This window comes from Aeromonas sp. sif2416, from assembly GCF_019218665.1.
Classification (GTDB): Bacteria; Pseudomonadota; Gammaproteobacteria; order Enterobacterales; family Aeromonadaceae; genus Aeromonas; species Aeromonas encheleia.
Genome location: NZ_JAHUXC010000002.1, coordinates 45,488 through 70,920, shown reverse-complemented (window position 1 = coordinate 70,920; position 25,433 = coordinate 45,488). Strand labels below are relative to the sequence as shown.

Below are 25,433 nucleotides of genomic sequence, written 5' to 3'. Positions count from 1 at the left end.
TTTCAGAATGTTAGCCACGTCATAAAAACGAAACAGGCCTCTTTTGCCTCCCCATAATGTGCGTTGGCTCACTGGTATGATGTGCCAGAAATGTGACAATGCGCGCCCTTGGCCAAGGCGCCAAGGCTATGGAAACACTGGCAAAAATAAAAAAGGAATATCCATGAAAGGAACACCTACCCTGCTGTCGCTGGCCGTGGGGCTCGCGCTCGCGTCCCCCTCAATCCATGCCGCCGGCTTCAGCTGCCCGGCCGACAACGCCCTCACCCCCATCCCCGCCATTCAGGGCAGTGGCGACAAGAGCCCGCTGATCCCGGACGATCTGTTTGAAAGCCCCCAGACGGTGGCCGTCAAGGCGGTGGTCAGCGCCCTCGGCGAGAGCCTGAACAAGGGCTTCTACCTGCAGGATCTCCAGGGCGATGGCAACCCCCAGAGCTCGGACGGCATCTTCGTCTTCCTGAGTGACATCAGCAAGTACCCCGCCATCCAGCCGGGGGCCGAGATCTGTCTGGAAGCCAAGGTGGCGGAATACTACGGCCATACCCAGCTCAAGCCGGTCCTGGATAGCAAGGTCCCGCGCCTGCAGGTGCTGGCGCAGGGCAGCGTCCCCGCCGCCGTGCCACTGCGGGTGCTGGAGGGGGAGACCCTGGCCCGGGCGCTGGAGCGTCACGAGGGGATGCGGGTGCGGCTCGATGCCGACAGCGCGCTCAAGGTAAGCCGCAACTTCAGCTACGACTACGCCGCCCGGCGCAACAACCTGGTGCTCGCCCATCAGGCCCCGCTGATGAAACCGACCCAGCTGCACGTGGCGGGCAGCAGCGAGGCCAAGGCACTGGCACAGGCCAATGCGGGCAACCGGGTATTCCTCGAATCCGACTTCAAGGCCGCCGACGGCAAGCTGCCCTGGCTGCCCGCCTGGGAGCCGGAGCAGGGTTACCTGCGCATCGGCGATGCCCCGGTCAACCTGGAGGCCCTGGTGGGTTACAGCTATGACGAGTACCGGCTGATAGTGCCGAAGGGGCAGACCATCACGGCCGGCGATCTGCTGCGTACCGACGAGAACGATCGCCAGAGCGCCCCGGCTCGGGTCGCCGGCACCGATCTGCGGGTCGGCAGCTTCAACGTGCTCAACTACTTCACCAGCCACTCCAGCGTGGGCGGTGCCCTCAACGTGCTGTGCCAGGATCAGGCGGATGCGGACAGCGCCAAGGGTTGCAACCGGGGCGCCAAGAACCTGGAAGATTTCCAGCAGCAGCGCATCAAGATAGTCAACGCCATCACCGAGATGGACGCCGATCTGCTCGGCCTGATGGAGATGGAGAACAACGGCTTCGACGAGCACTCCGCCATCAGCGATCTGGTCACGCATCTGAACGCCCAGCAGAAGGATACCAGCCAGCACTACGCCTTCGTCAGCCTGCACAAGGCGCTGCTCGGCGAGGAGCGCTACTTTGGTGGCGACGCCATCATGGTGGCCATGCTCTATCGCCCGGCCAAGCTGACCCCGAGCGGGGAAGCCGGTGTGATTCAACTGCCGCAGCAGCGTTACATCCTGGGCGGCGTCGCCAAGAGCGCCGGTCAGCGCGACTCCCTGGTGCAGAGCTTCACGGTGGCGGGCAGCAAGGATCCCCTGACGCTGGTGGTCAATCACCTGAAATCCAAGGGTTCTGGCTGCTTTGAGAACGGGGACGGCAAGACCGAACCCGCCGATCTGCAGGGCAAGTGCACCGAGTTTCGGGTGAGTGCGGCCAAGGTGCTGGGCGAGGCGGTGAACAAGCTGCCGGGCCAGGTGCTGCTGGTGGGCGACTTCAACTCCTACGCCAAGGAAGACCCGATCCGGGTGCTGACCGACTACGATGCGGCCAAGGCGGATCGCAAGATCCGCTCCGCCTCCCACACCTTCGTCGGCGAGCAGCCCTACGAGCAGCTCGGCCAGGAGGTGAGCAAGAGCTATGGCCTGGTCGATGTGAACGTCAAGTTCAACCAGGAGAAGGCCATCTCCTACAGCTACGAGGCCGAGCTCGGCACCCTGGACTACGCCCTCGCCAACCCGGCGCTGGCCAAGAAGGTGGTGGCCGTCGCCGACTGGCACATCAACTCCTACGAGAGCAACCTGTTCGAATATGGGCGCGGCTTCACCGGCGACATGATCAAGTCCGACAACCCGTTCAGCGCCTCCGACCACGACCCCATCATCGTCGACCTCAAGCTGCAGGAGCCAAGCAATGGCAGCGGGGGTGGCGCCATGGGTGCCCTGCTGCTGGCGCTGTTGCCGCTGGCCTGGCGCCGTCACCACGGCTGATGACTTGCCATAGCCACCAAGCCCGCAGCCGATGCGGGCTTTTTTGTCGACGAGAATTGGGGGGTAAAAAGGAAAGTGGAGCCAAAACAAAAAGGCCACCGCGATAACGGTGGCCTTTTAATGTTTGGTGGAGCTACGCGGGATCGAACCGCGGACCTCTTGCATGCCATGCAAGCGCTCTCCCAGCTGAGCTATAACCCCAAATTCTCTACTCTTTAGACAATCGGTTCTGGCGGCCGGCTGCCCTTTACTGCAAATAATTGGTGGAGCTACGCGGGATCGAACCGCGGACCTCTTGCATGCCATGCAAGCGCTCTCCCAGCTGAGCTATAACCCCAAATTCTTTCTTTATTAGACAATCGGTTCTGGCGGCCGGTTGCCCTAACTCTGGTATTCAAATATCAAATAGTGGTGGAGCTACGCGGGATCGAACCGCGGACCTCTTGCATGCCATGCAAGCGCTCTCCCAGCTGAGCTATAACCCCACAAAGGTCGGCCTGGGTGATACACACCGCACTGCCCTGGGTACTTCATTTCTACAATCAGGAACCTGGTGGAGCTACGCGGGATCGAACCGCGGACCTCTTGCATGCCATGCAAGCGCTCTCCCAGCTGAGCTATAACCCCTTGGATTCCAGATTGTCCGAGAAGAATTTGGTGGAGCTACGCGGGATCGAACCGCGGACCTCTTGCATGCCATGCAAGCGCTCTCCCAGCTGAGCTATAACCCCAACTCACCTCGGCGCTACCAAAGTTATCTCTGGCAACGGAGGCGCATGATAGGCATCACCCGCTTTGCTGTCAACCCAAAAATAACACCGACTGGAGCGTTTAGTCAAAATTCAGACAGTTAGCTGTTTTTACCGCCAACCAGATGGCTATCTCACTGTTTTATGTCACAAATATACTTGTCTGCCAAAAACAAAGGGCCCCCGTTCGGGAGCCCTTTGTTGTCAACGACTGGCGCTTATTCGGCGGCCATGCGTGCTTCGATATAGGCCAGGGCGCGATCGATGCGCGCCAGCACCCGCTCCTTGCCCACCAGTGCCATCACGGCGTCGATGGCGGGGGACTGACCCAGCCCTGTCACGGCGACGCGCAGCGGCATGCCGACTTTGCCCATGCCCTGACCCAGCTCGGCGGCAGTGGCTTCGATCAGCTCGTGCAGCGCCTCTGTGGTCCAGGTGTCCAGCGCGGCCAGCTTGGCCTTGGCCAGGATCAGCGGCTCTGCGGCCACACCGCGCAGGTGCTTCTTGGCGGCGGCTTCGTCGAGCGCCTCGTACTCTTCGAACAGATAGCGGCTCTGGGCGGCCATCTCCACCAGGGTGTTGCAGCGCTCGGCCAGCAGGGTCACCACCTCGGCCAGAGTCGGGCCTGTGCTGGTGTCGATGTGCTGCGCGGCCATGTGCCACTCCAGATACTTGGCGACGTGGACCGGGTCCTGGCTGCGCATGTAGTGGTTGTTCAGCCACAACAGCTTGTCGGTGTTGAAGGCGGAGGCGGACTTGGAGATGGCATCCAGGCTGAACAGCTTGATCATCTCGTCCAGGCTGAAGATCTCCTGATCGCCATGGGACCAGCCCAGACGCACCAGGTAGTTCAGCAGCGCTTCCGGCAGGTAGCCGTCGTCGCGATACTGCATCACGGACACGGCGCCGTGGCGCTTGGAGAGCTTGGCGCCGTCGTCACCCAGAATCATGGAGACGTGGGCAAACTCCGGCACCGGGGCGTTCAGGGCTTTGTAGATGTTGATCTGGCGCGGGGTGTTGTTGATGTGATCTTCACCACGGACCACGTGGGTGATCTCCATGTCCCAGTCGTCCACCACCACGCAGAAGTTGTAGGTCGGCGCGCCGTCGGTACGACGGATGATGAGGTCATCGAGCTCGGTGTTGGCAAACTCGATGCGGCCGCGCACGTGGTCGTCGAACACCACAGAGCCTTCGGTCGGGTTGCGGAAGCGGATCACGTGGGGCGCATCGGCCGGGTGATCGTGCGCCTTGTCGCGGCACTTGCCGTCATAGCGGGGCTTCTCGCCGCTCGCCATCTGGCCTTCACGCAGCGCTTCCAGGCGCTCCTTGGAGCAGAAGCACTTGTAGGCGCGGCCGTCGGCCAGCATCTCGTCGATCAGCGCGTTGTAGCGATCGAAACGCTTGGTCTGGTAGTAGGGACCCTCATCCCAGTTCAGCTCCAACCATTCCATGCCCTCAATGATGGCGTCGATGGCCTCCTGAGTGGAACGTTCCAGATCGGTATCCTCGATACGCAGCACAAACTCGCCACCCTGGCTTTTCGCATAGAGCCAGGAGTAGAGCGCGGTACGGGCACCGCCGACATGCAGAAAGCCGGTCGGGCTGGGAGCAAAACGGGTTTTGACTTTCATCTTTAAGCCTTGTGTAGAGGGCCTTGGGCCAATTCATTAAAAAAACCGTCGCATTTTAGCACTCAGAATCACGGATGGGAAAACCATGCAACAGCAGGGGCCTAAATAGGCAAGGATCCGGCCATGCCCCCATTCTTTGAATGGGATCGCAAAACCTCCCCTCTTTTTCCGCTTTGCTGGGCAACATCGCTGGAGAAGTCTCCCGCCCTGCCGATAAATCCGTCAACTATCTACGTTACAAGGAACGCAAGATGCAGTTTCGTTCTATCCAGAATCGCATCCTGGTGATGGCGGGGATCGCCATGACCACGGCCCTGGTCATCCTGATCCTGCTCAATCAATACTCGGGCAAACAGACCCAGCAGCTGACCATCAGCTCCAGTCGTGCCGCGCTGCAGCAGGAGGCCTGGCAGAAGGTGAGTGCCAACGCCCGTGCCGAAGCCGCCACCATCACCCAACTGCTGCAAAAAGGGCTCTCCTACACCCAGCAGATGGCCGGAACCCTCGCCCTGCAACAGCAGGGCAAGCTGCCGCTGGATCGCCAGCAGGCCACCGATCTGCTCAAGGCGCAGCTCGCGCTGGAGCCACAACTGTACGGCGCCTTCGCCGGCTTCGAGCCGAACGGCTTCGACGGCCAGGACGCCGCCTTCGCCGGTCAGAGTGCGCTCGGCAGCGACAGCAAGGGGCGTTTCGTGCCCTACTTCTACCGTGACAAGGAGCAGATAGGCACCGACCTGCTGCTCTCCATCGAGAAGAGCGATGCCGACGAGTTCGGCAACCCGGCCAACGACTACTACGCCTGCCCAAAACGGGAGGGGCGCTCCTGCCTCATCGATCCCTTCAAGGTGGATATCAACGGCCAGCAGGTGCTGGTGAGCACCATCACCACCCCCATCATAGTGGCGGGCCAGTTCAGGGGGATAGCCGCGCTGGATCTGGCGGTGGACTCCATCAGCCGGCAGGCCCAGTCTCTCAACAGCAACATCTATGACGGCAAGGGCGAGACCCTGATCGTCAGCGCCGCCGGGGTCATCACCGGCACCAGCGGCGATGCCAGCCTGCTCGGCAGCCGCGCCGACAAGCTGCTTGGCAACCAGTGGCAGCAATATCTGAAGCCGGAGGTGCAGCGTCAGGAGCTGGACGAATCTTTCCGCATCTCGGTGCCCATCATGGTGCCGGGCATGAGCCGCAACTGGGCCATCATAGTCACCCTGCCCTATCAGGTGGTACTGGCCGGTGCCGACCAGCTGGAGAGCCAGCTCAACGACATGAGCCGGGCCGCCATGACCCAGCAGCTGATCGGCGCCCTGCTGGTGCTGGTGTTGGCGCTGGCCACCATGCTGGTGATCGCCCGCAGCATCACGGGCCCCATTCGGCAGATGGTCAGCCTGGTGGATGACATCGCCGATGGCGAGGGGGATCTCACCAAGCGCCTCAACACCCAGTCCAAAGACGAACTGGGGGCACTGGCCCGCGGCATCAACCGCTTCATCGACAAGCTGCAGGTATTGCTTGGGGATGTGCAGAAGACCGCCAGCGAGGTGAACCGCCACGCCGGTGACACCGACAGGATCGCCGTCCAGACCGATACCAATTTGCAGCATCACCAGGCGGAGATGGAGCAGATGCTGACCGCGGTGCAGGAGATGTCCTATGTCAGCCAGGAGGTCGCCACCCACGCCAACAACACCGCCGACTCGGCCAAGCAGGCCCAGAGCGCGGCGGATCAGGGCAAGGTGCGCTTCCAACAGGTGATCCAGTCCATGCACAGGGTCGCCGCCGAGGCGGGCAAGGGGGCCGAGGTGGTCGAGGGGCTGGCCCACGACAGCGAGCAGATCACCAGCATACTCACCGTGATCCAGGGCATCGCCGATCAGACCAACCTGCTGGCCCTCAACGCCGCCATCGAGGCGGCCCGGGCCGGCGAGCAGGGCCGCGGCTTCGCGGTGGTCGCCGACGAGGTTCGCAAGCTGGCCGGCAACACCCAGCAGGCGGTGCAGAATACCCAGGAGTTGATCGAGAAGATCCGCCACAGCTCGACCAACGCGGTCAACGCCATCCAGCAGAGCCAGCAGCTGACCCATCAGGCGGTGGGGGAAGCGGATCTGGCGGAGGAGGCGCTCGGCAGCATCTACCAGGCCATCTCCACCATCAACGACATGACCTACCAGATCGCCTCCGCCGCCGAGGAGCAGAGCTCGGTTGCCGAGACAGTCTCCGGCAATCTGTCAAAAACCAACGCACTGGCCAACGACATCGCCCAGGATGCGACTCAGACGGCCAAAGCCAGCCAGGCCTTGCGCCAGGCGGCGGAGCGTTTACAGCAATTGCTGGGACAATTTCGTCTCAGCTGATAATTTTCATGCTCTGGACTCTCCCCCTCGGGGGCGAGTCCGTTTACCATAGACGGCATATTTGCCTGATGGCAGGCAATGTAGTGAGAGGTAAATGCCGTGCCCACCCCGGACCGTCGCCCACGTGGCCATAACAGACGTGCCCAGCAGCGTCGCCAAGACGAATCACAAGGATCCCTGCTCCATCGTATCAATGCCGCCACCCTGCCCCTGCGTCAACGCCTCGGCCAGGGCATGAGTGGCTTTGGTCAACGCAACAAGGACACCCAGAAGGGTTCATTCAAGCTGACCAGCCCGCTGCCGCGCAAAAACACCATAGGCCTGCTGGTGCTGGTGCCCATCTGGCTGCTGCTGCTGGCCTGGGAGCCTGCGCCCTCGGCGCCCAGCGTGGCCCCTTCCGGCTCGCTCGCCGTGCCGCTGGCCGTGCCGACCCAGGCGCTGACCGTTGGTAGCGCCGCCACCGGGGGAGCGGTGCAAGCCGCCAAGCCGGTCGAGGAGAAGGTGAACGGCAGCTGGCTGCAACACGATGTGCAGGCCGGAGAGACCCTCTATTCCATCTTCCGCAAGTTCGAGCTGCCGGGCGCCGAGCTGAGCCGGTTGATCGCCATAGAGGGGCCGGATCGCCCGCTGACCCGACTGCAATCGGGCAAGTCGGTGTTCATCCTGGTGGATGACAGCCGCCGCATCCAGCGGGTCGAGATCCGCTCCTTCGGTCAGGTGAGTTACCGCTACGACCGGCAGGGTGAAGGGTTTGCCCTCAAGGAGTGATGCAACGGGAGGCTGATGAGCCTCCCGTTTTTTTGAGCGGACCCATGAAACAAGCCGCTGACTTCGCAATAGTTTTAGCTTGCTCAAAAAATGAAAAGTGCCAAATTGACAAGGGATCGGGCTTCAGTACAATCGTTTGTGCTTTCGACAGGGATTGTACTGCATGCTACTGGGACAAATTGACGTAGTCAGTCATGGGTAGGCCCCTGCATCCTAGGCAAATGCTGCCCAACAAGGCGTTAGTTTCATTTTGTTATAGATAGGACTTACCACATGTCTGACATTCGCACCGGCCAAGTAAAATGGTTCAATGAGACCAAGGGCTTTGGCTTCATCGAGCAATCCCAGGGACCGGACGTTTTCGTTCACTTCTCCTCCATCCAGAGCACAGGTTTCAAGACCCTGGCTGAAGGTCAAAAAGTCCAGTTCACTGTGACCGATGGCAAGAAAGGCCCTCAGGCTGAGAACGTGACTCTGCTCTAAGCCGCACCCGTGAGCTCGCAGGAGGAGATCGACTCCTCCTATTTTTTTGCCCGCCATTTCCCCCTCTCCCCGCGCCAACCAAGGCACGCCCTCCAATCGACAAGCGCCCTGCCATACCGGCACAGTGCATAGACTGTGACTCTGGCGAGGCCAGCACGCACATGATGTCCCAGCTGATCAAATACAGGCGAAAGAGACCGATACGGCGGAATATGTTTAGGAAAATGGGAAAATAAAAAGGTGATATAGAGGCATGCAGTTGAACTGCGATATCGAAGGGATGGGGCACTACGAAGAGAGATTGGAGCGGGAAACGAGACTCGAACTCGCGACCCCGACCTTGGCAAGGTCGTGCTCTACCAACTGAGCTATTCCCGCAACAGGATGTCATCTGCACATGATTGGAGCGGGAAACGAGACTCGAACTCGCGACCCCGACCTTGGCAAGGTCGTGCTCTACCAACTGAGCTATTCCCGCATCGGAATATCATCTGCAGCACTTCATAAAATAAGCTTGGAGCGGGAAACGAGACTCGAACTCGCGACCCCGACCTTGGCAAGGTCGTGCTCTACCAACTGAGCTATTCCCGCAACATTGGTTGTCTTTCAGGCTGTGCTGATGATTGGAGCGGGAAACGAGACTCGAACTCGCGACCCCGACCTTGGCAAGGTCGTGCTCTACCAACTGAGCTATTCCCGCATCGGAATATCATCTGCAAACTTTTGGAGCGGGAAACGAGACTCGAACTCGCGACCCCGACCTTGGCAAGGTCGTGCTCTACCAACTGAGCTATTCCCGCAACTGCCTTAAAACGGCCGTACAGCATTTGGTTGCTTGCGCTACTGTACGGGAGCCGAATTATAAGAGCAGTCATTCCAATTGCAAGGGCTTTTTTGTCACTGTGCAGTCGTTCGCTCAAAAGCTGGTCGAACTGTCGATTTTAGCGACCGGACGGCGCCAACCCCTTGCCGGCAACTCAGATTTTGAAGACGTGACCACGGTAGAACTGCAGCTCGGCGATGGACTCACGGATGTCATCCAGCGCCATGTGGGTGCCGCGCTTGGTGAACTGATCCAGCAGCTCCGGCTGCCAGCGACGCACCAGCTCCTTGATGGTGCTGACGTCGACGTTGCGGTAATGGAAGAAGGCTTCCAGCTCGCCCATGTGCTTGACCATGAAGCGGCGATCCTGACCTATGCTGTTGCCGCACAGCGGGCTGGTGCGCTCCGGCACCCACTGACGGATAAAGTCGAGCGTCTCGGCCACGGCGCGCGCCTCGTCATGCTCACTCGCCTTGACCCTGGCCACCAGGCCGCTCTTGGTGTGGGTGTTGACGTTCCACTCGTCCATCTTGGCGAGCTCTGCCTCGCTCTGGTGAATGGCGATGACAGGCCCTTCCGCCAGCACGTTCAGATCCTTGTCGGTGACTATGGTGGCGATCTCCAGTACCACGTTTTGCTCGGGGTCCAGACCCGTCATCTCCATGTCGATCCATACCAGGTTCTGCGCGCTGACTGTCATGATTACTCTCTCAGTTAGGAGGAATGGCGGAATTTTGCCGATTTGCATGTATCATACTGGCTTTGGATCTGTTCATAAACTGGCGAATCGAGTGGCAAAGAAAGCAAAACTCAATCTGGGTCAACAAAGACGCGTCCAGGCCAACCGCGAGCGGCGGCTACAAAAAGATCACAGCACGGTCGTGGATGACACCCTGTTTGGCCCGGCCATCGAGGGCATGGTGATCAGTCGTTTCGGTCAGCATGCGGACGTGGAAGCGAGTGACGGCACCATCCACCGCAGCAACCTGCGTCGCAGCAGCATCAGCAGCCTGGTGTGCGGTGACAAGGTGGTCTGGCGTCCCGGCCTCAATGCCGCGACCGCGGGCGTCATCGAGGCGGTACATCCCCGTCACTCGGTGCTGACCCGGCCGGACTTCTACGACGGGGTCAAACCCATCGCCGCCAACATCGACCAGATCATCATCGTCTCGGCGGTGGTACCCGAGTTCTCCACCAACATCGTCGACCGCTATCTGGTGGCCGCCGAAGACGTGGAGATCCAGCCGCTCATCGTGCTGAACAAGGTCGACATGCTCGACGCCGCCGCCCGCGCGCGCATCGAGCTGCAGCTCGCCCCCTATCGCAAGCTCGGCTACCAGGTGATCCTGGTGAGTTGCGAGAGCGGCGAAGGGCTGGACGAACTCAAGGCCCAGTTCGAAGGCAAGATCAGCATCTTCGTCGGCCAGTCCGGGGTGGGCAAGTCCTCCCTGACCAATGCCCTGATGCCCGGGCTGGGTGTGCTCACCGGCGAGATCTCCGAGAACTCGGGGCTAGGTACCCACACCACCACCACGGCGCGGCTCTACCACTTCCCGAGCGGCGGCGATCTGATCGACTCCCCCGGGATCCGCGAGTTCGCACTCTGGCACCTGGAAGCCGATCGCATCACCTGGTGTTTCGTCGAGTTTCGTGACTACCTGGGTGGCTGCCGATTCCGCGACTGCACCCACAAGGACGATCCCGGCTGCGCCCTGCGCGCGGCGGTCGACAGTGGCGCCATCAGCGCCGATCGCTTCCACAACTATCACCGCATCCTGGAAACCATGCAGGAAGCCCGCCACGGTCGGCAGCAAGCCCGACTGTGACCCATTCAACTTATTTCGATGAAGATCATGAGCATCACTGACAACCTGAAAATTGCCGGTCAATATTGCCTGCCCAAACATGCCGTCTCCCGCCTGGTAGGCAAGCTGGCGGCCGCCGAGGCCGGAAAGCTCACCACCAGGGTGATAGAGGCGTTCATCAAGCAGTACCAGGTCGACATGAGCGAGGCGTTGCACGAGAGTCCCGCCCACTACCCGAGCTTCAACGCCTTCTTCACCCGTGAGCTCAAGCCGGGGATCCGCCCGCTGGTGGAAGATGCCATGACCCTGGCCCTGCCGGTGGATGGCACCGTCAGCCAGCTCGGCCCCATCCAGCAAGGCCGCATCATCCAGGCCAAGGGCCACGACTACAGCGCCCGCGAGCTGCTGGGGGGCTTTGAGGATCTGGTGGCGCCATTCAAGGATGGGGATTTTGCCACCATCTATCTGGCGCCCAAGGATTACCACCGCATCCACATGCCGCTGGACGGCGTGCTGGAGAGCATGGTGTTCGTGCCGGGGGATCTCTTCTCCGTCAACCCGCTCACCGCCGAAAACGTGCCTAACCTGTTCGCCCGCAACGAACGGGTGGTCGCCACCTTCCGCACCCCCCATGGTCCCATGGCGCTGGTGCTGGTTGGCGCCACCATAGTCGCCAGCATCGAGACCATCTGGGCCGGCAACATAGCACCGACCAGACAGAAAGAAGTGGTGCGCTGGGACTACAGCGGCGAGCAAGCCATCACCCTGCAGAAAGGGGCCGAGATGGGCCTGTTCAAGCTCGGCAGCACAGTGGTCTGCCTGTTTGGCCCTGGCATGCTGGCCGGTTTCGAGCCGCAACTGGCCAACGGCGTGACCACCCGCATGGGGCAACCCTTTGCCAAACTGGCGGCCAAGCCATGAGCGACCAACCCACTCCGCCAGCACAGCGAAAGAACCCGCTGCACGGGCTGACCCTAGAGGCGATCGTCACCGCCCTGGTCGAGCATTATGGCTGGGAGCAACTGGGGAAGGAGATCGACATCCGTTGCTTCACCCAGGATCCCAGCATCAAATCCAGCCTGAAATTCTTGCGCAAGACCCCCTGGGCCAGGGAGAAGGTAGAGAGCCTCTACCTGTACGTCCAGCGCAAGCAGGCGAAAAAGAAGGAAGACCCCGATGGCGTTTAAAATTACCTACACCTACGGCAAAAAAACCAAAGAGATCGGCTACGCCAACGACAAGTTCAACAGCATCTACGATGCCATCGCCGCGGCCGAGGGGATCAACCTGGCCAGCTTCCACGCCATGGAGGCCCAGCTGGCCCAGGTGTGCCGCCGCGACAAGAAGAGCGTGAAGGATTACCAGGAGAACTACTTCAAGGAGCTGGGCTTCTCCAGCATCGTCATCGAGCGGGATCTGCAGGAGTAATATGCGCACCCTGACCCTGATGGCCGCCTCCCTGCTGCTGGCGGCCTGCAGTACCCCGCAACAGCACCTGGTCGGCAACGATCAGGATGTCCACGGCTGCCGTGCCAGCGCCGGCTACCAGTGGTCCAGCCTGACCAGCCAGTGCGTGCGGCTGTTCGAGCAGGCGGTGCGGCTGCAATCCCTCAAGGCCGATGAAACCGGCAGTGCCTTCGTGCTGTTCGGCCCCGATCAGCGCGAGGCCGAGCTGACTCTGCCAAGCGGCGAGCAGATCCGGCTGGTCCGCCAGGGGGACGAGGGCAACTGGTCCTGGCAGGGCGGCGCCTATCAGCTCTTCCCCTGGAAGGGTTATCTGCTCAAGTCCGGCGAGCAGGTCCTGTTCCACGGTGACAGCGCGCTGCAAGGCTGAGCCTTCCATGACAAACCCCGGCCTCTGCCGGGGTTTTTGTTGAGGCTGGCTGCTGCTGCACGCAGGCCTGAACCGCCAGGATGCGCCAATGGCGGTTCCCTCTCCTTGATGCTCGCTACCCCCCAAAAACAAACACCCCGTTGCAGGCAACGGGGTGTTTGGTGCGGGCCGCCGCCATGACGGGCGGCGGGCAGGGCCGGATCAGTTGCCCAGGGTGGCGAACAGGCTCTGCTCCAGGCTGCCGCGAGAGACGCAGACCGGGCTGATGGACGGCGCCAGCACGCGCTCGCCGGAGGACTCGACGAAGTAGAGCTGGGTGTTGCCCTTGACGTTGACGGTCGCCACGCTGTTGTTGCCGCTCTGGGTGATGATCAGGTTGATCTGCAGATTGGGGTTGCCCAGCGCCACTTTGGCGCCCATGGTGCCGCAATCCAGCCACTCGAGACCCTCGGCCGAATTCTCGACGTTGGCGGTCATCAGGCCGGAGCCACGCTGGCTGTTCTCGATGTTCAGGCCGTGATCGCCAAACCACTTCTCGGCGCGGGCCCACACCAGATCCACCGGGATCGCCAGCTCCTGGGTGTTGTTGGTCGCCTTGGCAACCGGCGGGGTATAGCGATACTGCTCGCCGCCATTGTTGTCACTGGCACAACCGACCATCAACAGGGCCAGGGCGCCCCCCATTATCTTCTTCATGTCGCTTCTCTCATCCATACGGCCACAGGCCAACCGGCGGCTATTATGGCGCCCGCGACACAGACTGTCAGCAGGGATCAACAGAAATGGTCAAGCCTCCGGTCACGCTTTACAAAAGTGGCCTGTTATCATAGATTTGCTCGAAGTCTCCCCCGTGAGTATCCCCGTGAATTCCTTGCTCACCCTGGCTCTGCTGCAGCAGATCATCGACCAGTTACCCATGAATATCTTTTGCCGGGATACGGACGGACGCTACCTGTTCGCCAACAAGGTCTTCGCGCGAGAGGCTGGCCTGCAGCACCCCCATGAACTCGTCGGCAAGACGGATGCCGAGATGCCCTGGGGCGATGTGTTCCGGGAGGAGGATCAGCGTCTGCTGGCCGAGCGGCGTCCCCTGCTCCATCAGCAGCTGCACTGCCACAGCGGCGGCACCACCAGCTGGATGGAGATCCACAAGATCCCGCTCTATGACGAGCAGGGCCACCCGCTTGCCCTGTTCGCCATGATCAGCGAGATAGATCAGCGCAAGGAGCTGGAGCAGACCTTCCGCCAGCAGCAGCTGCTGCAGCGTCGCCTGCTGGACGCCATCCCGGACCCTATCCGGCTGGAAGACCACCAGGGCCTGCTCATCGACTGCAACCAGGCCTTTCTCGACTTCATGGGGCTGGCGGCGAGCGAGGCGCTGGGCCAGCGGATCGCCCCTCGCCTGCCCGCCGTACAGCCGCTGGGACGGGGGGAGTATTGCCTGATGGATGCCAATGGCCAGGGCCGCCATCTGGAGGTGACCCGGGTCGACGTGCCAGATGACGAGGGCAACTCCCTCGGCATCCTGACCCTGAGCCGTGACATCACCGGGCTGCGCACCACCCAGGCCCAGCTCCAGCAGGAGCAGCATTACGACAGCCTGACCGGCCTGCTCAAACTCTCCCACTTCCTGCAGACCAGCCGCCACCTCGGTGCCCGTCCAGCCAGCCTGCTGCTGGTCGATCTGCAACATTTTCGCGAGATCAACGATCGCTTCGGTATCCGCATCGCCGATCGCCTGCTCAGCCAGGTGGCCCGTCGCCTGCAACGGCTGGCGCCGCCCCAGTCACTGCTGTGCCGGGTGGCGGCCGATGACTTCGCCCTGCTGCTGCCGGACTTGCCCCTTCCCCTGACCGAGTGGAGCCGCAACCTGCAGTACGAGTTGATGGTGCCCTATCAGGTCGAGGAGCACAGGATCCAGATCCCGGTCTTCCTCGGCATCGCCCAGGGCAAGGCCAACGATGCCGAGCGCCTGCTGAGCCATGCCGAGGCCGCCCTGGCCCAGGGCAAGCGCCAGCAGCAACACTGCACCCTGTTCGACCCCGAACTCGATGCCAAGCTCAAACGCCGTCAGCTCATCGCCGCCCAGCTGCCGCTGGCCATCAAGTCGGCCCAGCTGGTCGCCGTCTATCAGCCGATCATCTGCACCCACAGCAACCAGTTGCACGGCGCCGAACTGCTCTGCCGCTGGCCTCATGCGGAATTCGGCATGATCTCCCCCGACGAATTCATTCCCCTGGCGGAGGAGCTGGGGCTCATCGGCCAGCTCGGCCAGCTGATGCTGGAGCTGGGCTGTGCCCAGCTGGCGCGCTGGCAAGTGGCGGCGCCGGATCTGGTGCTCTCCGTCAACCTGTCGCCGCTGCAGTTTCGTGACCCAGAGCTCTGCCCGCAGATCTTCGCCTGCATCGAACGCCACGGGATAGCCCCCTGGCAGCTGGAGCTGGAGATCACCGAAGGAGTGCTGATGGAAAATGCCGACGAGATAGAGAGCAACCTCGCGAACCTGATCGAGGCCGGCTTTCAGCTCGCCATCGACGACTTCGGCACCGGCTACTGCTCCCTGGCCTACCTGCCTCGGCTGCAGGTGGCGACCCTCAAGCTGGACAGAAGCTTCACCCAGGGGTTGGCGACCAACCAGGCCACCACCGCCATAGTGCGCTCCGTCATCGGCCTCGGCCATGAGCTCGGGATCAAGATCACCGCCGAAGGGGTGGAGACCCAGGAGCAGCAAGCCTGGCTGGCCCAGGCGGGCTGCGATCACCTGCAGGGCTACCTGTTCAGCCGCCCCCTCCCCCCGGCGGAATTTGCCCGCAACTACCAGTTGCCCGCGGACTGATAGGATAGACAGACAATAAAAAAGGCCACTTGAAGTGGCCTTTTTAATTGTCTGTCATTGTCTGTCGAGGGGATTACTCCTGAAAGTAGGTGCCCCAGTCGTCGTAATCCACGCCGTATTACTCGAGGGGCATGGCCAGCATCTTCTCGACGATCTGACTCGTGTGCCTTACTCCTGGAAGTAGGTGCCCCAGCCGTCGTAATCCACGCCGTATTTCTCGAGGACCGGCAGCATCTTCTCGATGTCGGCGACGATGGCTTCGATCTCCAGCTTGCGCACTACGGTGGCGTCGAAGCAGAAGATGGGGGCGCCGTCGTCCAGCTCCATCTCTTCGGCATCGGTCACTTCAAAACCGGCCTTGAACAGATCGACCGCCGCCTTCTCCAGCAGATCGAAGTCCTGGCAGGCAAAGTGGTGCTCAATCTCGTAGTCCACATCCGGATTGCTGCCGTCGGCCAGCAGCTCGTTGACGATGGCGGTGGTCTCTTCGCGCCACTCTTGCATGTTGATACTCATATAAACCCCAGACGGTATTTGATGGATGTCGACACCCGGCTGGCCGGCAATAGGCACTCTTGCCGCCAGGGGTATGGTTGCGGCAAAGCATACCCGCAGAGTGCATCCGGCTCAATGCGAGGGACCAAGATAACTGCCTCGCCCGCCCCCTCCCAAATGGTGGTGTCCGCAAAAAGGTTAAAAAAGGGTAATCAGCTGCCCAAGAATTAGATGCACATACATAACTTCACATCTTCTCAGCCACACCTTGTGTTCAGCGCCATTAGGCCACTCAAAACCAGTGCATATCACCTTATGGAGCTTGATGACAAATGCCCTGTCTGAGGGTATCAAGGGACGCGGGTGAATCACTGCCCGCCAGGAAAGCGGAGTCCGACGGGCTCCCTTTTTGATCATGTGAAGGAGCACACAGTAATGCCTAAAAAAACAATAATGAGCCTGCTTGTCGGCTCGACCCTTATGATTGGAAACCACGCCATGGCCGCCCCGGTCCATGGTCCCTTCGATGCCCCCCTCGCCGACGAGGTGAAGGTGCTGGAGATGCTTAAAAAGAGCGGCCACATCCCGACCCTGGCCTCTCCCGAGCAGGAGCAGGCCGCGCTGGCCCGCTATTACCGCGACAAGGCGCGGGCCTACCCAGGCGGCAGTGGCAGCCTGGCGCAGAAAGAGGGCAAGGTGCGGGAGCGCATCCTCAAGAAGATCCGCCTGAACGGCACAGCACGGCCGGGTGATCGGGTGCCAACCCTGCTGCTCAAGGCGATCGAGAAGGAGCACTACAGCGGCAAGATGCGCAAGGACAAGATCCTCGCCATCCTGGTGGACTTCCCGGACTACCCGAAGAACAGCCTCAGCCCCGAGCTCACCAAGATGTACTACCCGGACTACACCCCGGCGCACTACAACGATCTGCTGTTCTCGGCCAAGGGCTATGCGGGACCGGGCGGCGAGCGCTTCATCTCCATGCGCCAGTTCTACGAGCAGCAATCCGGCCAGAGCTACAGCGTGGGTGGCCAGGTGGCCGGCTGGTATACCGCCGCCAAGAGTGCCGCCTACTACGGCAGCAACCTCAACGAGACGGCGGTGCGGGAGCTGGTGAAGGAGGCGCTGCACCAGGTGGCGGGGGATCCTTCCATCGATCTCGCCCAGTTTGATCAAGAGGATCGCTACGATCTGAACGGCAACGGCAACAGAGACGAGCCGGACGGCCTCATCGACCACCTGATGATCTTCCACTCCAGCGTGGGGGAAGAGGCGGGCGGCGGCGATCTCGGCGAAGATGCCATCTGGGCCCATCGCTGGAACCTCGGCGCCCCCTACCCGATCCCGGGCACCGACAGCCCGAGCGGGAACTTCGGTGGCCAGTTCGCCGCCTACGACTACACCATCCAGCCCATCGACGCCGCCGCCGGGGTCTGTGCCCACGAATATGGCCACGATCTCGGGCTGCCGGACGAGTACGACACCAAGTACAGCGGCAAGGGGGAACCGGTGGCGACCTGGTCCATCATGTCGTCCGGCTCCTGGGCCGGGGTGATCGGCGGCACCGAGCCGACCGGTTTCTCCGCCTGGGCCAAGGAGTTCCTGCAGGCCTCCCTCGGCGGCAACTGGCTGCACGGCAGCAACCTGCGGCTCGACGATCTCAGCCCCCGCGGCAACGTCTACATGCTGGATCAGGCCAACGACAAGGGCCGCAACGACGACGTGGTGCGCATCAATCTGCCCGCCAAGCAGATCCCGCTCAACCCGCCCTACGCCGGCCAGTACCAGTACCACGGCGGCAAGGGCAACGGCCTCGACAACCGCATGAGCCTGGCGCTGGATCTGACCGGCAGGCAGAGCGCCAGCCTGGCGTTCAAGGCCTGGTATCAGATCGAGGAGGGCTTTGACTATGCGCGGGTGCTGGTCAACGGCGAGCCCATTCCGGGCAACCTGACCACCGCCGACGATCCGAACGGGGTCGGCTTCGGCGTCGGCCTCACCGGCAACTCCAACGGCTGGGTCGATGCCGAGTTTGACCTGAGCCCCTGGGCTGGTCAGCGCATCGAGCTCAGCCTGCAATACCAGAGCGACGCCGGCGTGGCCGAAAACGGCCTGTTCGTGGACGAGATCCAGCTGCTCGCCGACGGAGACGTCGTGCTGAGCGACGGGGCAGAGGGCAGCGCCGCCTTCACCCTGGCCGGCTTCGTGCAGAGCAACGGCAGCGAGGCCAAGGATCACTACTACCTGGCCGAGTGGCGCAACCATGCGGGAGTCGACAAGGGGCTGGCCCACATCAATGTGGCGGATCAGCTGATGCGCTACGAGCCGGGCATGCTGCTCTGGTACGTGGACAACAGCCAGGCCAACAACTGGGTGGGGGTCCATCCGGGTGAAGGCTTCCTCGGCGTGGTGGATGGGGATCAGCGCACCCTGAGCTGGAGCGATGGCGCCGTGGCCGGCACCCGCTACCAGATCCACGACGCCACCTTCAGCCTGGGCTTCCAGCGCCCGCTCGACCTCAAGCATCCGAGCGGCGCCCTGCTGCGCGACTTCTGGATAGCCCCGAACCGGGTGTTCAAGGATTCCCGCCGCTACCAGAGCGACGCCATCCCGGATGCGGGTCGCCTGCTGCCCGAGTATGGCCTCAAGATCAGCGTCACCGGCCAGGCCCGTGACATGAGCACGGGCCGCATCATCATCAGCCGTCATTGAGTCATGACGGAGTGCAACCGGGGGCCGCTGGCCCCCTTTTTGTGGCCGCCAGGCGGGAAGCCGGCGCCTGCTGTCCCTCGTGCCCCCCGGCAAGCGCCCCGGTGGCGGGGCGGCGAGCGGATTGCTCGGTTATCGAGCGAACGGCACCGCAATCTGCACCCCATGGTTGACACCCCAGTCCAGAAAGGGTTTAATGCGCGCCGTTGCCCAGATAGCTCAGTCGGTAGAGCAGGGGATTGAAAATCCCCGTGTCGGCGGTTCGATTCCGTCTCTGGGCACCAACAATTCCTCCTTAGTTCAGTCGGTAGAACGGCGGACTGTTAATCCGTATGTCACTGGTTCAAGTCCAGTAGGAGGAGCCAAATTTGAAAGGCCCGCTCACTCGAGCGGGCCTTTTTGCATCTGGCGTTCGCGCGCGGCGGCGCAGCCCTCCCCACAGAGCTATGACAGGTTCTCGTCACCGTGCCAGACGTGGCCGGCATAGCAGGCCCGCGCGACCTCGTGGCAAGGGTCATCGGCGTGGCGGCGGAAGAAATGCTGATCCCGTTGCAGCAGCAGCGAGCTCATCGAATGGTTGATGCTGGCCAGCGCCTCACCGGCGGTCAGGCCGGCGACCCGTTGATCGGTGGCCAGATGGGCCAGAACTCTCTCACGACTATTCATGATCGTCTCCCTCGGTGGATCGAGTCGTAATCTGACCATAGCAGCAGCTCTCCGGCTACCGCAAACTCGGTGCCATGGGTGGCCCCGGGCCGGTCCCGATCCCCGTCATATCGGTACTGGTTGGAGTCTCATCACCCGGCAGGCGGCGCCCAATGACAAGGCCCGCTCGAGAGAGCGGGCCTTGTCAGTCTGGTCATCTGCTAGCCGCCATTACAGGCCGCCAGCAGCAGAGTGGCCCCGCAGGTGGCGCTGAACATCAGCAACCCAGCCTGCAACACCCCTTCCGGATCCGTCTGTTTTCTTCTCTTCCTGAACCTTATCCATTTAGGCTTCATCGAGCCCACCTCATCCTTTCTTGTGCGCGACTCCTGCGCCGGCTCTCCTGCCTTGCTCGGCAGGCGGCTCATCTTTGGACAAGCGCCACTCGCCGTCAATCACCCGCCAATAATAATTCCGGCCAGGCCCTCGCCTGGCTGGCGAGGTGGCTCGGCGGCCGCTCAACAATAGCGAAAAGCGGCGTGACCCATCCCCCATGCCAGGGCTATGATGAGCCGACGATTTCCTACCCTCAGGGAGACCCAAGATGAGCAGCCCCTTGCGTTATGTGCTGGACGGCATCCATTGCGAGCCACACTTCTTCACCGTGCCCCTCGACCACCAGCAGCCTGACGATGAGGAGACCATCACCCTGTTTGGCCGCACCCTCTGTCGCCAGGATCGGCTGGACGATGACCTGCCCTGGCTGCTCTTCCTGCAGGGAGGCCCGGGCTTCGGAGCCCCGCGCCCGACCGCCGCCAGCGGCTGGCTCAAGCGGGCGCTGCAGGAGTTTAGGGTGCTGCTGCTCGATCAGCGCGGCACCGGCCACTCCACCCCCATCCATGCCGAGGCGCTGGCCCAGTTCACGCCCCGCCAGCAGGCGGACTATCTCAGCCATTTTCGCGCCGACAGCATAGTGCGGGACGCCGAATACCTGCGCGAGATCCTGAGTCCGGGCCGGCCATGGAGCCTGCTCGGCCAGAGCTTCGGCGGCTTCTGCAGCCTCACCTATCTCTCCCTGTTCCCGGACAGCCTGCACGAGGTCTACCTCACCGGCGGTGTGGCCCCCATAGGCCGCAGCGCGGACGAGGTCTACCGCGCCACCTACCAGCGGGTCGCCGACAAGAATCGCGCCTTCTTCGCCCGCTTCCCCCACGCCCAGGCCATCGCTAACCGGCTGGCGAACCACCTGCATCACCACGAGGTGCGCCTGCCCAACGGCCAGCGCCTGACGGTGGAGCAGCTGCAGCAGCAGGGGCTGGATCTCGGCGCCAGCGGCGCCTTCGAGGAGCTCTACTACCTGCTGGAGGACGCCTTCATCGGCGAGCGGCTCAACCCCGCCTTCCTCTATCAGGTGCAGGCCATGCAGCCGTTCAACACCAACCCGGTGTTCGCCATCCTGCATGAGGCCATCTACTGCGAGGGGGAAGCCAGCAACTGGGCGGCCGAGCGGGTCAGGGGCGAGTACCCGGCCCTGGCCTGGGCGCCGGGCAAGGACTTCGCCTTCACCGGCGAGATGATCTACCCCTGGATGTTCGAGCAGTTCCGCGAGCTGATGCCGCTCAAGGAGGCCGCCCACCTGCTGGCCCACAAGGCGGACTGGGGCCCGCTCTACGATCCGGCCCGGCTGGCCCAGAACCGGGTGCCGGTGGCCTGCGCCGTCTACGCCGAGGACATGTACGTCGAGTTCGACTACAGCCGCGAGACGCTCAAGGGCCTCGGCAACAGCCGCGCCTGGATCACCAACGAATACGAACACAACGGCCTGCGGGCCGACGGCGAGCAGATCCTGGACCGGCTCATCCGCCTGAATCGGGATCGCTGATCCCGGCCCGGGCAGCAGGCCCGGGGCAATGACATCCTAAAATTGAGGGCGGCCCATGAGCCGCCCCACCCTGTCGGAAGCAACACACAATAATAAGGATCACCATTGGAACACCCGGAAACCTCGGCCGGCTGGCTGAGCCGTCTCTTCTATCACTGGACGGGGCCCTTGCTGCGCAAGGGTCTGAGCGAACCCCAGGTCAGCCTCGACGATCTCTATCCTCTGCTGCCGGAAGACAGGCGTGACGAGCGCGCCGACGCCTTCCTCGCGCTGACCGCCACCCGACCGGTGCGGCCCTGGCCCATCATGGCCTTCATCTGGCATCACTACCGCGGGCGCATCGGCCTGCTCACCCTGCTACAGCTGCTCGGCATGCTGGCGACCCTGGCCAGCCCCTGGCTGCTGAACCACAGCATGACCCAGCTCGGCGCCGGTGCCAGCACAGGCCACAAGCTGCTGCTGGCCTTCGCCCTGTTCGCCTCAGTGCTGGCCGCCGGCATGCTGGCGGAGCACTCCCTGCAGCTGGCGCTCAAGATGCACGTCCCCATTCGCCGCCTGCTGGCCGAGTCCCTGCTCGCCAAGGTGATGAAGCTGGGGGGCAAGAGCTTCGACGACCGCGCCGGTGGCCGAGTACAGAACCTCATCAACCGGGACGTGTGGGACATCACCTGGATCCTGGCCGATCCCGCCATGCCGCTCACCATGGCGCTGCAACTGGCCGGCACCATAGCCCTGCTGGTGTGGCAGGTGGGCAGCGCCGGCCTGGTCGGCTTCGCCGTGCTCACCCTGCTGCTGCTGGTCTCCACCCGGGTGGTACGCCGCATGAACCAGCAGGAGCAGCAGCTCAAGCGCCAGCAGGACGAGCGCAACGGCATACTGGCGGAATACATCAAGAAGCTGCGGCTGGTGCGCCAGAACGGGCTAGGCGCCTTCTTCACCCAGGCGGCGAACGCCAAGCGCCAGCAGGAGCTCGGCGTGCTCGGCCGGGTGCTCAAGCTCGATGCCGTCAACAGCTTCCTGATGCTGAGCACCCCGCTGCTGGTCACCCTCGCCACCTTCACCACCTATCTCGCATCGGGCCAGAGCCTGACCCTGCCCCAGGTGTTCACCACCATCGCCCTGTTCGCGGTGCTGCGCATCCCCATGATGCGGCTGCCCTACCTCATCCGCACCCTGATCAACTTCAACACCGGCTTCAACCGGCTGTGCGACTTCCTCAACAGCGCGGAACAGCACCGGGATCTCAATGATCCCAGCCTGCCCGTCGGCAGCCTGCGGCTCGAGGCCGTCACCGCCCTGCACCAGCACAAGGCAGTGCTGCAAGGGGCCAGCCTCGCTATCCAGCCGGGGGAGCTGGTGGGGATAACCGGGGCGACCGGGGCAGGCAAGAGCTGCCTGCTGCACCTGATCGCCGGCTTCGACAACGAGTTCGAGGGGGAGATCCGCCGTCACGGCCGGGTGGCCCACCTCGGCCACAAGCCCTGGCTGATGAACGACAGCATCCGCAACAACATACTGTTCGGCCAGCCCTGGCACGGCGAACGCTATCTCTGGGTGCTCGGCGCCTGCGCCCTCAGTGCCGACCTCAGCCTGCTCAGCCACGGCGACCAGACCCTGGTGGGCGAGCTCGGTACCCGCCTCTCCGGCGGCCAGCAACAGCGGGTCGCCTTGGCGCGGGCGCTCTATGCGAAGGCCGACATCCTGCTGCTGGACAACCCCCTCTCGGCGCTGGATCCCATCGTCTCGGCCCAGGTGCTGGAGCAGGGGCTCGCCTTCAAGCCGGGCCCCACCCGGCTGCTGGTGAGCCACGATCCGGACGTGCTGGCCCACTGCGATCGGGTGATCCGGGTCGAGCAGGGCCAACTGGTGGAGCTCGATGCCCACCAGCTGGCGGATCTCATCCAGCACCCGCAACCGGCCCCCATGGTGGCGCCGCAGGAGGCGGAGCAGTTCAGCGAGGAGAAGGTGGTCGAGGGCAAGGTCGACTGGGGCCTGTTCGGCTTCATGTGGCAGCGCCTGGCCGCCCCCGGCGCCATCCTGATCGCGCTGCTGCTCACCCTGGGCCAGGAGGGGCTGCGCATCGCCTCGGATCTCTGGCTCGGTGGCAAGGCCGAGGTGGCGGATGTGCGCACCCTGCTCGGCATCTATGTGCTGCTGGGGGCGGGCTCCCTCGTCTGCATCATGGTGGTGCGGATCATCAACTACAAACTCGGCCTCAAGCTGGCCTGGACCCTGTTCGACGGCATGCTGGGCCGCATCAGCCGTGCCCCCATGGCGTTCTTCGACAAGGTGCCCCAGGGGCGCATCCTCAACCGCTTCGATCGGGATCTCGGGGAGGCGCAGGAGATACTGCTGTCCATGCTGATGGGGCTGTTCGCCATGCTGATCTCGGTGTTGCTGCAGGTGGCGGTGATCGGCGTCAACATGCCGTTGCTGCTGCTCATCGCCCCCCTGGTGGGCTGGGCGCTCTATGTGCTGCAGCGCCGCTACCGGGCGGTGCAGCTCAAGCTGCGGCGCCAGTCCTCGGTGCTGCGCTCGCCGCTCTACATCAGCATCAGCGAGACCATCCGCGGCGCCCCCGCCCTGCGTCTGGCCGGCGCCGAGCGCTACGCCCTGGATCAGGTGCTGCTGCACTATGACAACAACCTGCGCAGCTGGTACACCACCACCTCCATCAACCGCTGGCTCGGCATGCACCAGACCCTGCTCTCCGCCGCCCTGGTCGGGGCCGTGGCGCTGATGGTGGCCTTCAGCAACAGCTCGCTGCTGGGGGCCGTGGCCATCACCTACGCCTTCACCGCCTCGGCCATGCTCAACTCCCTGATCCGCACCTTCGCCGAGGTGGAGCAGGTGATGAACGCGGTGGAGCGGGTGCGCGAGTACAGCGAGATCGAGAGCGAGCGCCAGGAAGGTGAGCCCCTCTCCACCCCTCATCCCAGGGTGCGCTTCGACAACCTGGGGCTGCGCTACCCCGAGGCGAGCCAGTGGGCGCTGCACAAGGTGAACTTCGAGTTGGCCCCCGGCGAGAAGGTCGGCGTCTGCGGCCGCACCGGTGCGGGCAAGAGCTCCCTGCTCGGGGTGCTGCAGGCCATGTATCCGGTCTCCCAGGGCGAGATCTACTACGACGAGCAGCCGCTGTCGGCGCTGGCACCTGAGGCGGTGCGCGATCTGTACGACACCGTCTCCCAGACGCCGCTCACCTTCTTCGGCACCCTGCGCGCCAACCTCGCCCCCCTGACCCGCCACGACGACGAGGCGCTGGAGCTGGCGCTGGCCCGGGTGGGCCTGGCCGAGCGCTGCGCCGGTCGGCTGGACGAGGATCTCGACAGGCTGCAGCTGTCGGCCGGCGAGACCCAGCTGCTGGTGATCGCCCGCATCCTGCTGTCGCGCCGCCCGCTGATCGTGCTGGACGAGGCAACCTCGGATCTCGATCACGGCGGCATGCGCAAGATGGCGGAGCTGCTCTATCGCTACCGGCCCGAGGCCAGCTATCTGGTGATAGCCCACCATCTGGAGCCGCTCTTGTCGGTGGACAAGGTGGTGGTGATGGAGGCGGGTACCGTGGTGGAGCAGGGCTCGCCGGTCAGCCTGCTGGCCAACCCGGACTCCCGCTTCCACCGGCTGTTCGTCGGTCAGGTCAACCGCCAGGTGGCCGAGATCACCGGCTGAAACAAAAGGGCTGCCCGCGGGCAGCCCTTCTCGTCCTGCGCCCCTCAGCGCTCCATGATCTGGGTGATGTCATCCTTGTTGATCAACATCTCCCGCCCCTCTTCGTCGTAGTAGCGGTACATGCCCGTGTCCTCATCCAGCTTGGGCTTGCTGTCGGTGGTAATCATCTTCCCGTCCCGGGTGCTCATGATGTATTGAGAGCTGCACGCCACCAGTCCCAGTACGCACACCAGGATCATCATCAGTCGTTTCATCGCCCGCCTCTTCTCCCTCCGGCATCCTCAGGACGAGGATGTTTCTTGAAGCCTAGCTCAAGCGCCTTCCCCCGAATGAGTGCCGCCAGAATATGAGAACAGCGAGCTGAATCAGCGAGTTAACAAAGGGATGTGCCAGGATACTCAGATGAAAAAGGCCGGACATGGGTCCGGCCTTTTACAGGATAACG

Annotated in this window: 20 protein-coding genes and 12 tRNA genes; 15 read left to right on the top strand and 17 right to left on the bottom strand. The window is 62.9% G+C overall.

What is annotated here, in order from left to right; translation table 11 throughout:
- Window positions 1–163: 163 nt before the first annotated feature.
- On the top strand, window positions 164–2,302 hold the full coding sequence (locus KW821_RS03690) for an ExeM/NucH family extracellular endonuclease (protein ID WP_218290483.1): 2,139 nt from the start codon (window positions 164–166) through the stop codon (window positions 2,300–2,302).
- A 125-nt stretch (window positions 2,303–2,427) separates the two neighbouring features.
- On the opposite strand, the gene KW821_RS03685 is transcribed toward KW821_RS03690, so the two are convergent.
- From KW821_RS03685 to gltX, 6 genes are all read right to left on the bottom strand, one after another.
- Window positions 2,428–2,503 (bottom strand) — tRNA-Ala (locus tag KW821_RS03685).
- 60 nt (window positions 2,504–2,563) lie between these two features.
- A tRNA-Ala gene (locus KW821_RS03680) sits at window positions 2,564–2,639 on the bottom strand.
- Window positions 2,640–2,711: 72 nt separating this feature from the next.
- Window positions 2,712–2,787 (bottom strand) — tRNA-Ala (locus KW821_RS03675).
- 66 nt (window positions 2,788–2,853) lie between these two features.
- A tRNA-Ala gene (locus KW821_RS03670) sits at window positions 2,854–2,929 on the bottom strand.
- 28 nt (window positions 2,930–2,957) lie between these two features.
- Window positions 2,958–3,033 (bottom strand) — tRNA-Ala (locus KW821_RS03665).
- Between the two features lie 236 nt (window positions 3,034–3,269).
- Window positions 3,270–4,685, bottom strand: coding sequence for a glutamate--tRNA ligase (gene gltX / locus KW821_RS03660; RefSeq protein ID WP_218290482.1), 1,416 nt, complete (start codon window positions 4,683–4,685; stop codon window positions 3,270–3,272).
- 251 nt (window positions 4,686–4,936) lie between these two features.
- On the opposite strand from gltX, the gene KW821_RS03655 reads away from it, so the two are divergent.
- From KW821_RS03655 to KW821_RS03645, 3 genes are all read left to right on the top strand, one after another.
- Entirely contained in the window at window positions 4,937–7,039 is a 2,103-nt protein-coding gene (locus tag KW821_RS03655; protein ID WP_218290481.1) for a methyl-accepting chemotaxis protein, read from the top strand.
- 99 nt (window positions 7,040–7,138) lie between these two features.
- Complete coding sequence (locus KW821_RS03650; RefSeq protein WP_218290480.1) at window positions 7,139–7,807, top strand: LysM-like peptidoglycan-binding domain-containing protein; 669 nt, start codon at window positions 7,139–7,141, stop codon at window positions 7,805–7,807.
- A 273-nt stretch (window positions 7,808–8,080) separates the two neighbouring features.
- Entirely contained in the window at window positions 8,081–8,290 is a 210-nt protein-coding gene (locus KW821_RS03645; protein ID WP_042651683.1) for a cold-shock protein, read from the top strand.
- 302 nt (window positions 8,291–8,592) lie between these two features.
- On the opposite strand, the gene KW821_RS03640 is transcribed toward KW821_RS03645, so the two are convergent.
- The 6 genes from KW821_RS03640 to orn all read right to left on the bottom strand — a co-directional run bounded on the left by KW821_RS03640 (window position 8,593) and on the right by orn (window position 9,813).
- Window positions 8,593–8,668, bottom strand: a tRNA-Gly gene (locus KW821_RS03640).
- 24 nt (window positions 8,669–8,692) lie between these two features.
- Window positions 8,693–8,768 (bottom strand) — tRNA-Gly (locus KW821_RS03635).
- Between the two features lie 37 nt (window positions 8,769–8,805).
- Window positions 8,806–8,881 (bottom strand) — tRNA-Gly (locus KW821_RS03630).
- Window positions 8,882–8,914: 33 nt separating this feature from the next.
- Window positions 8,915–8,990 (bottom strand) — tRNA-Gly (locus tag KW821_RS03625).
- A 24-nt stretch (window positions 8,991–9,014) separates the two neighbouring features.
- Window positions 9,015–9,090 (bottom strand) — tRNA-Gly (locus KW821_RS03620).
- Window positions 9,091–9,267: 177 nt separating this feature from the next.
- Window positions 9,268–9,813, bottom strand: a complete 546-nt coding sequence (gene orn / locus KW821_RS03615) for an oligoribonuclease (protein ID WP_218290479.1) — start codon at window positions 9,811–9,813, stop codon at window positions 9,268–9,270.
- Window positions 9,814–9,904: 91 nt separating this feature from the next.
- On the opposite strand from orn, the gene rsgA reads away from it, so the two are divergent.
- From rsgA to KW821_RS03590, 5 genes are read left to right on the top strand one after another with little or no spacing between them, the layout of a single operon-like run.
- Window positions 9,905–10,939 carry a small ribosomal subunit biogenesis GTPase RsgA gene (gene rsgA / locus KW821_RS03610; protein WP_218290478.1) on the top strand — a complete coding sequence of 345 codons (1,035 nt, stop codon included), beginning with the start codon at window positions 9,905–9,907 and terminating at the stop codon, window positions 10,937–10,939.
- Between the two features lie 27 nt (window positions 10,940–10,966).
- Window positions 10,967–11,839, top strand: a complete 873-nt coding sequence (gene asd, locus KW821_RS03605) for an archaetidylserine decarboxylase (RefSeq protein WP_218290477.1) — start codon at window positions 10,967–10,969, stop codon at window positions 11,837–11,839.
- Window positions 11,836–12,105 carry a VF530 family DNA-binding protein gene (locus KW821_RS03600; protein WP_042651680.1) on the top strand — a complete coding sequence of 90 codons (270 nt, stop codon included), beginning with the start codon at window positions 11,836–11,838 and terminating at the stop codon, window positions 12,103–12,105. The genes asd and KW821_RS03600 overlap by 4 nt, the downstream gene beginning before the upstream one ends.
- A complete protein-coding gene (locus KW821_RS03595) occupies window positions 12,095–12,346 on the top strand; it encodes a DUF2960 domain-containing protein (protein WP_042651679.1) in 252 nt (83 codons plus the stop codon). The genes KW821_RS03600 and KW821_RS03595 overlap by 11 nt, the downstream gene beginning before the upstream one ends.
- 1 nt (window position 12,347) lies before the next feature.
- Window positions 12,348–12,752: a hypothetical protein gene (locus KW821_RS03590; protein WP_218290476.1), complete on the top strand. Its 405-nt coding sequence runs from the start codon at window positions 12,348–12,350 to the stop codon at window positions 12,750–12,752.
- A gap of 201 nt (window positions 12,753–12,953) precedes the next feature.
- Here the strand turns inward: KW821_RS03590 and KW821_RS03585 are convergent, their stop codons facing one another.
- Complete coding sequence (locus KW821_RS03585) at window positions 12,954–13,448, bottom strand: hypothetical protein (protein ID WP_042651677.1); 495 nt, start codon at window positions 13,446–13,448, stop codon at window positions 12,954–12,956.
- A gap of 166 nt (window positions 13,449–13,614) precedes the next feature.
- Here KW821_RS03585 and KW821_RS03580 point away from each other — a divergent pair, with 166 nt between their 5' ends.
- Window positions 13,615–15,588, top strand: coding sequence for a bifunctional diguanylate cyclase/phosphodiesterase (locus KW821_RS03580; RefSeq protein WP_218290475.1), 1,974 nt, complete (start codon window positions 13,615–13,617; stop codon window positions 15,586–15,588).
- A 168-nt stretch (window positions 15,589–15,756) separates the two neighbouring features.
- Here the strand turns inward: KW821_RS03580 and rraB are convergent, their stop codons facing one another.
- Window positions 15,757–16,092 (bottom strand): ribonuclease E inhibitor RraB, encoded by a 336-nt coding sequence (rraB, locus tag KW821_RS03575; protein ID WP_042651675.1) that lies wholly within the window; start codon window positions 16,090–16,092, stop codon window positions 15,757–15,759.
- 426 nt (window positions 16,093–16,518) lie between these two features.
- Here rraB and KW821_RS03570 point away from each other — a divergent pair, with 426 nt between their 5' ends.
- The 3 genes from KW821_RS03570 (at window position 16,519) to KW821_RS03560 (ending at window position 19,157) form a co-directional block, all read left to right on the top strand.
- The gene (locus KW821_RS03570) at window positions 16,519–18,795 is read left to right on the top strand and encodes an immune inhibitor A domain-containing protein (protein ID WP_218290474.1); all 2,277 of its coding nucleotides are present in this window, start codon (window positions 16,519–16,521) and stop codon (window positions 18,793–18,795) included.
- A 205-nt stretch (window positions 18,796–19,000) separates the two neighbouring features.
- A tRNA-Phe gene (locus KW821_RS03565) sits at window positions 19,001–19,076 on the top strand.
- 5 nt (window positions 19,077–19,081) lie between these two features.
- A tRNA-Asn gene (locus KW821_RS03560) sits at window positions 19,082–19,157 on the top strand.
- Between the two features lie 79 nt (window positions 19,158–19,236).
- Here the strand turns inward: KW821_RS03560 and KW821_RS03555 are convergent.
- Together KW821_RS03555 and KW821_RS21650 are read right to left on the bottom strand one after the other, a co-directional pair.
- Complete coding sequence (locus KW821_RS03555) at window positions 19,237–19,458, bottom strand: hypothetical protein (protein WP_042651673.1); 222 nt, start codon at window positions 19,456–19,458, stop codon at window positions 19,237–19,239.
- Between the two features lie 200 nt (window positions 19,459–19,658).
- A complete protein-coding gene (locus tag KW821_RS21650; RefSeq protein ID WP_126623269.1) occupies window positions 19,659–19,793 on the bottom strand; it encodes a hypothetical protein in 135 nt (44 codons plus the stop codon).
- Window positions 19,794–20,041: 248 nt separating this feature from the next.
- Between KW821_RS21650 and KW821_RS03550 the strand changes: the two genes are divergently transcribed.
- The gene (locus KW821_RS03550) at window positions 20,042–21,319 is read left to right on the top strand and encodes an alpha/beta hydrolase (protein ID WP_218290473.1); all 1,278 of its coding nucleotides are present in this window, start codon (window positions 20,042–20,044) and stop codon (window positions 21,317–21,319) included.
- A 105-nt stretch (window positions 21,320–21,424) separates the two neighbouring features.
- Window positions 21,425–24,988, top strand: a complete 3,564-nt coding sequence (locus KW821_RS03545) for an ATP-binding cassette domain-containing protein (protein WP_218290472.1) — start codon at window positions 21,425–21,427, stop codon at window positions 24,986–24,988.
- A 44-nt stretch (window positions 24,989–25,032) separates the two neighbouring features.
- Here the strand turns inward: KW821_RS03545 and KW821_RS03540 are convergent, their stop codons facing one another.
- Window positions 25,033–25,242 (bottom strand): YgdI/YgdR family lipoprotein, encoded by a 210-nt coding sequence (locus KW821_RS03540; RefSeq protein ID WP_042651670.1) that lies wholly within the window; start codon window positions 25,240–25,242, stop codon window positions 25,033–25,035.
- Window positions 25,243–25,433: the final 191 nt, after the last annotated feature.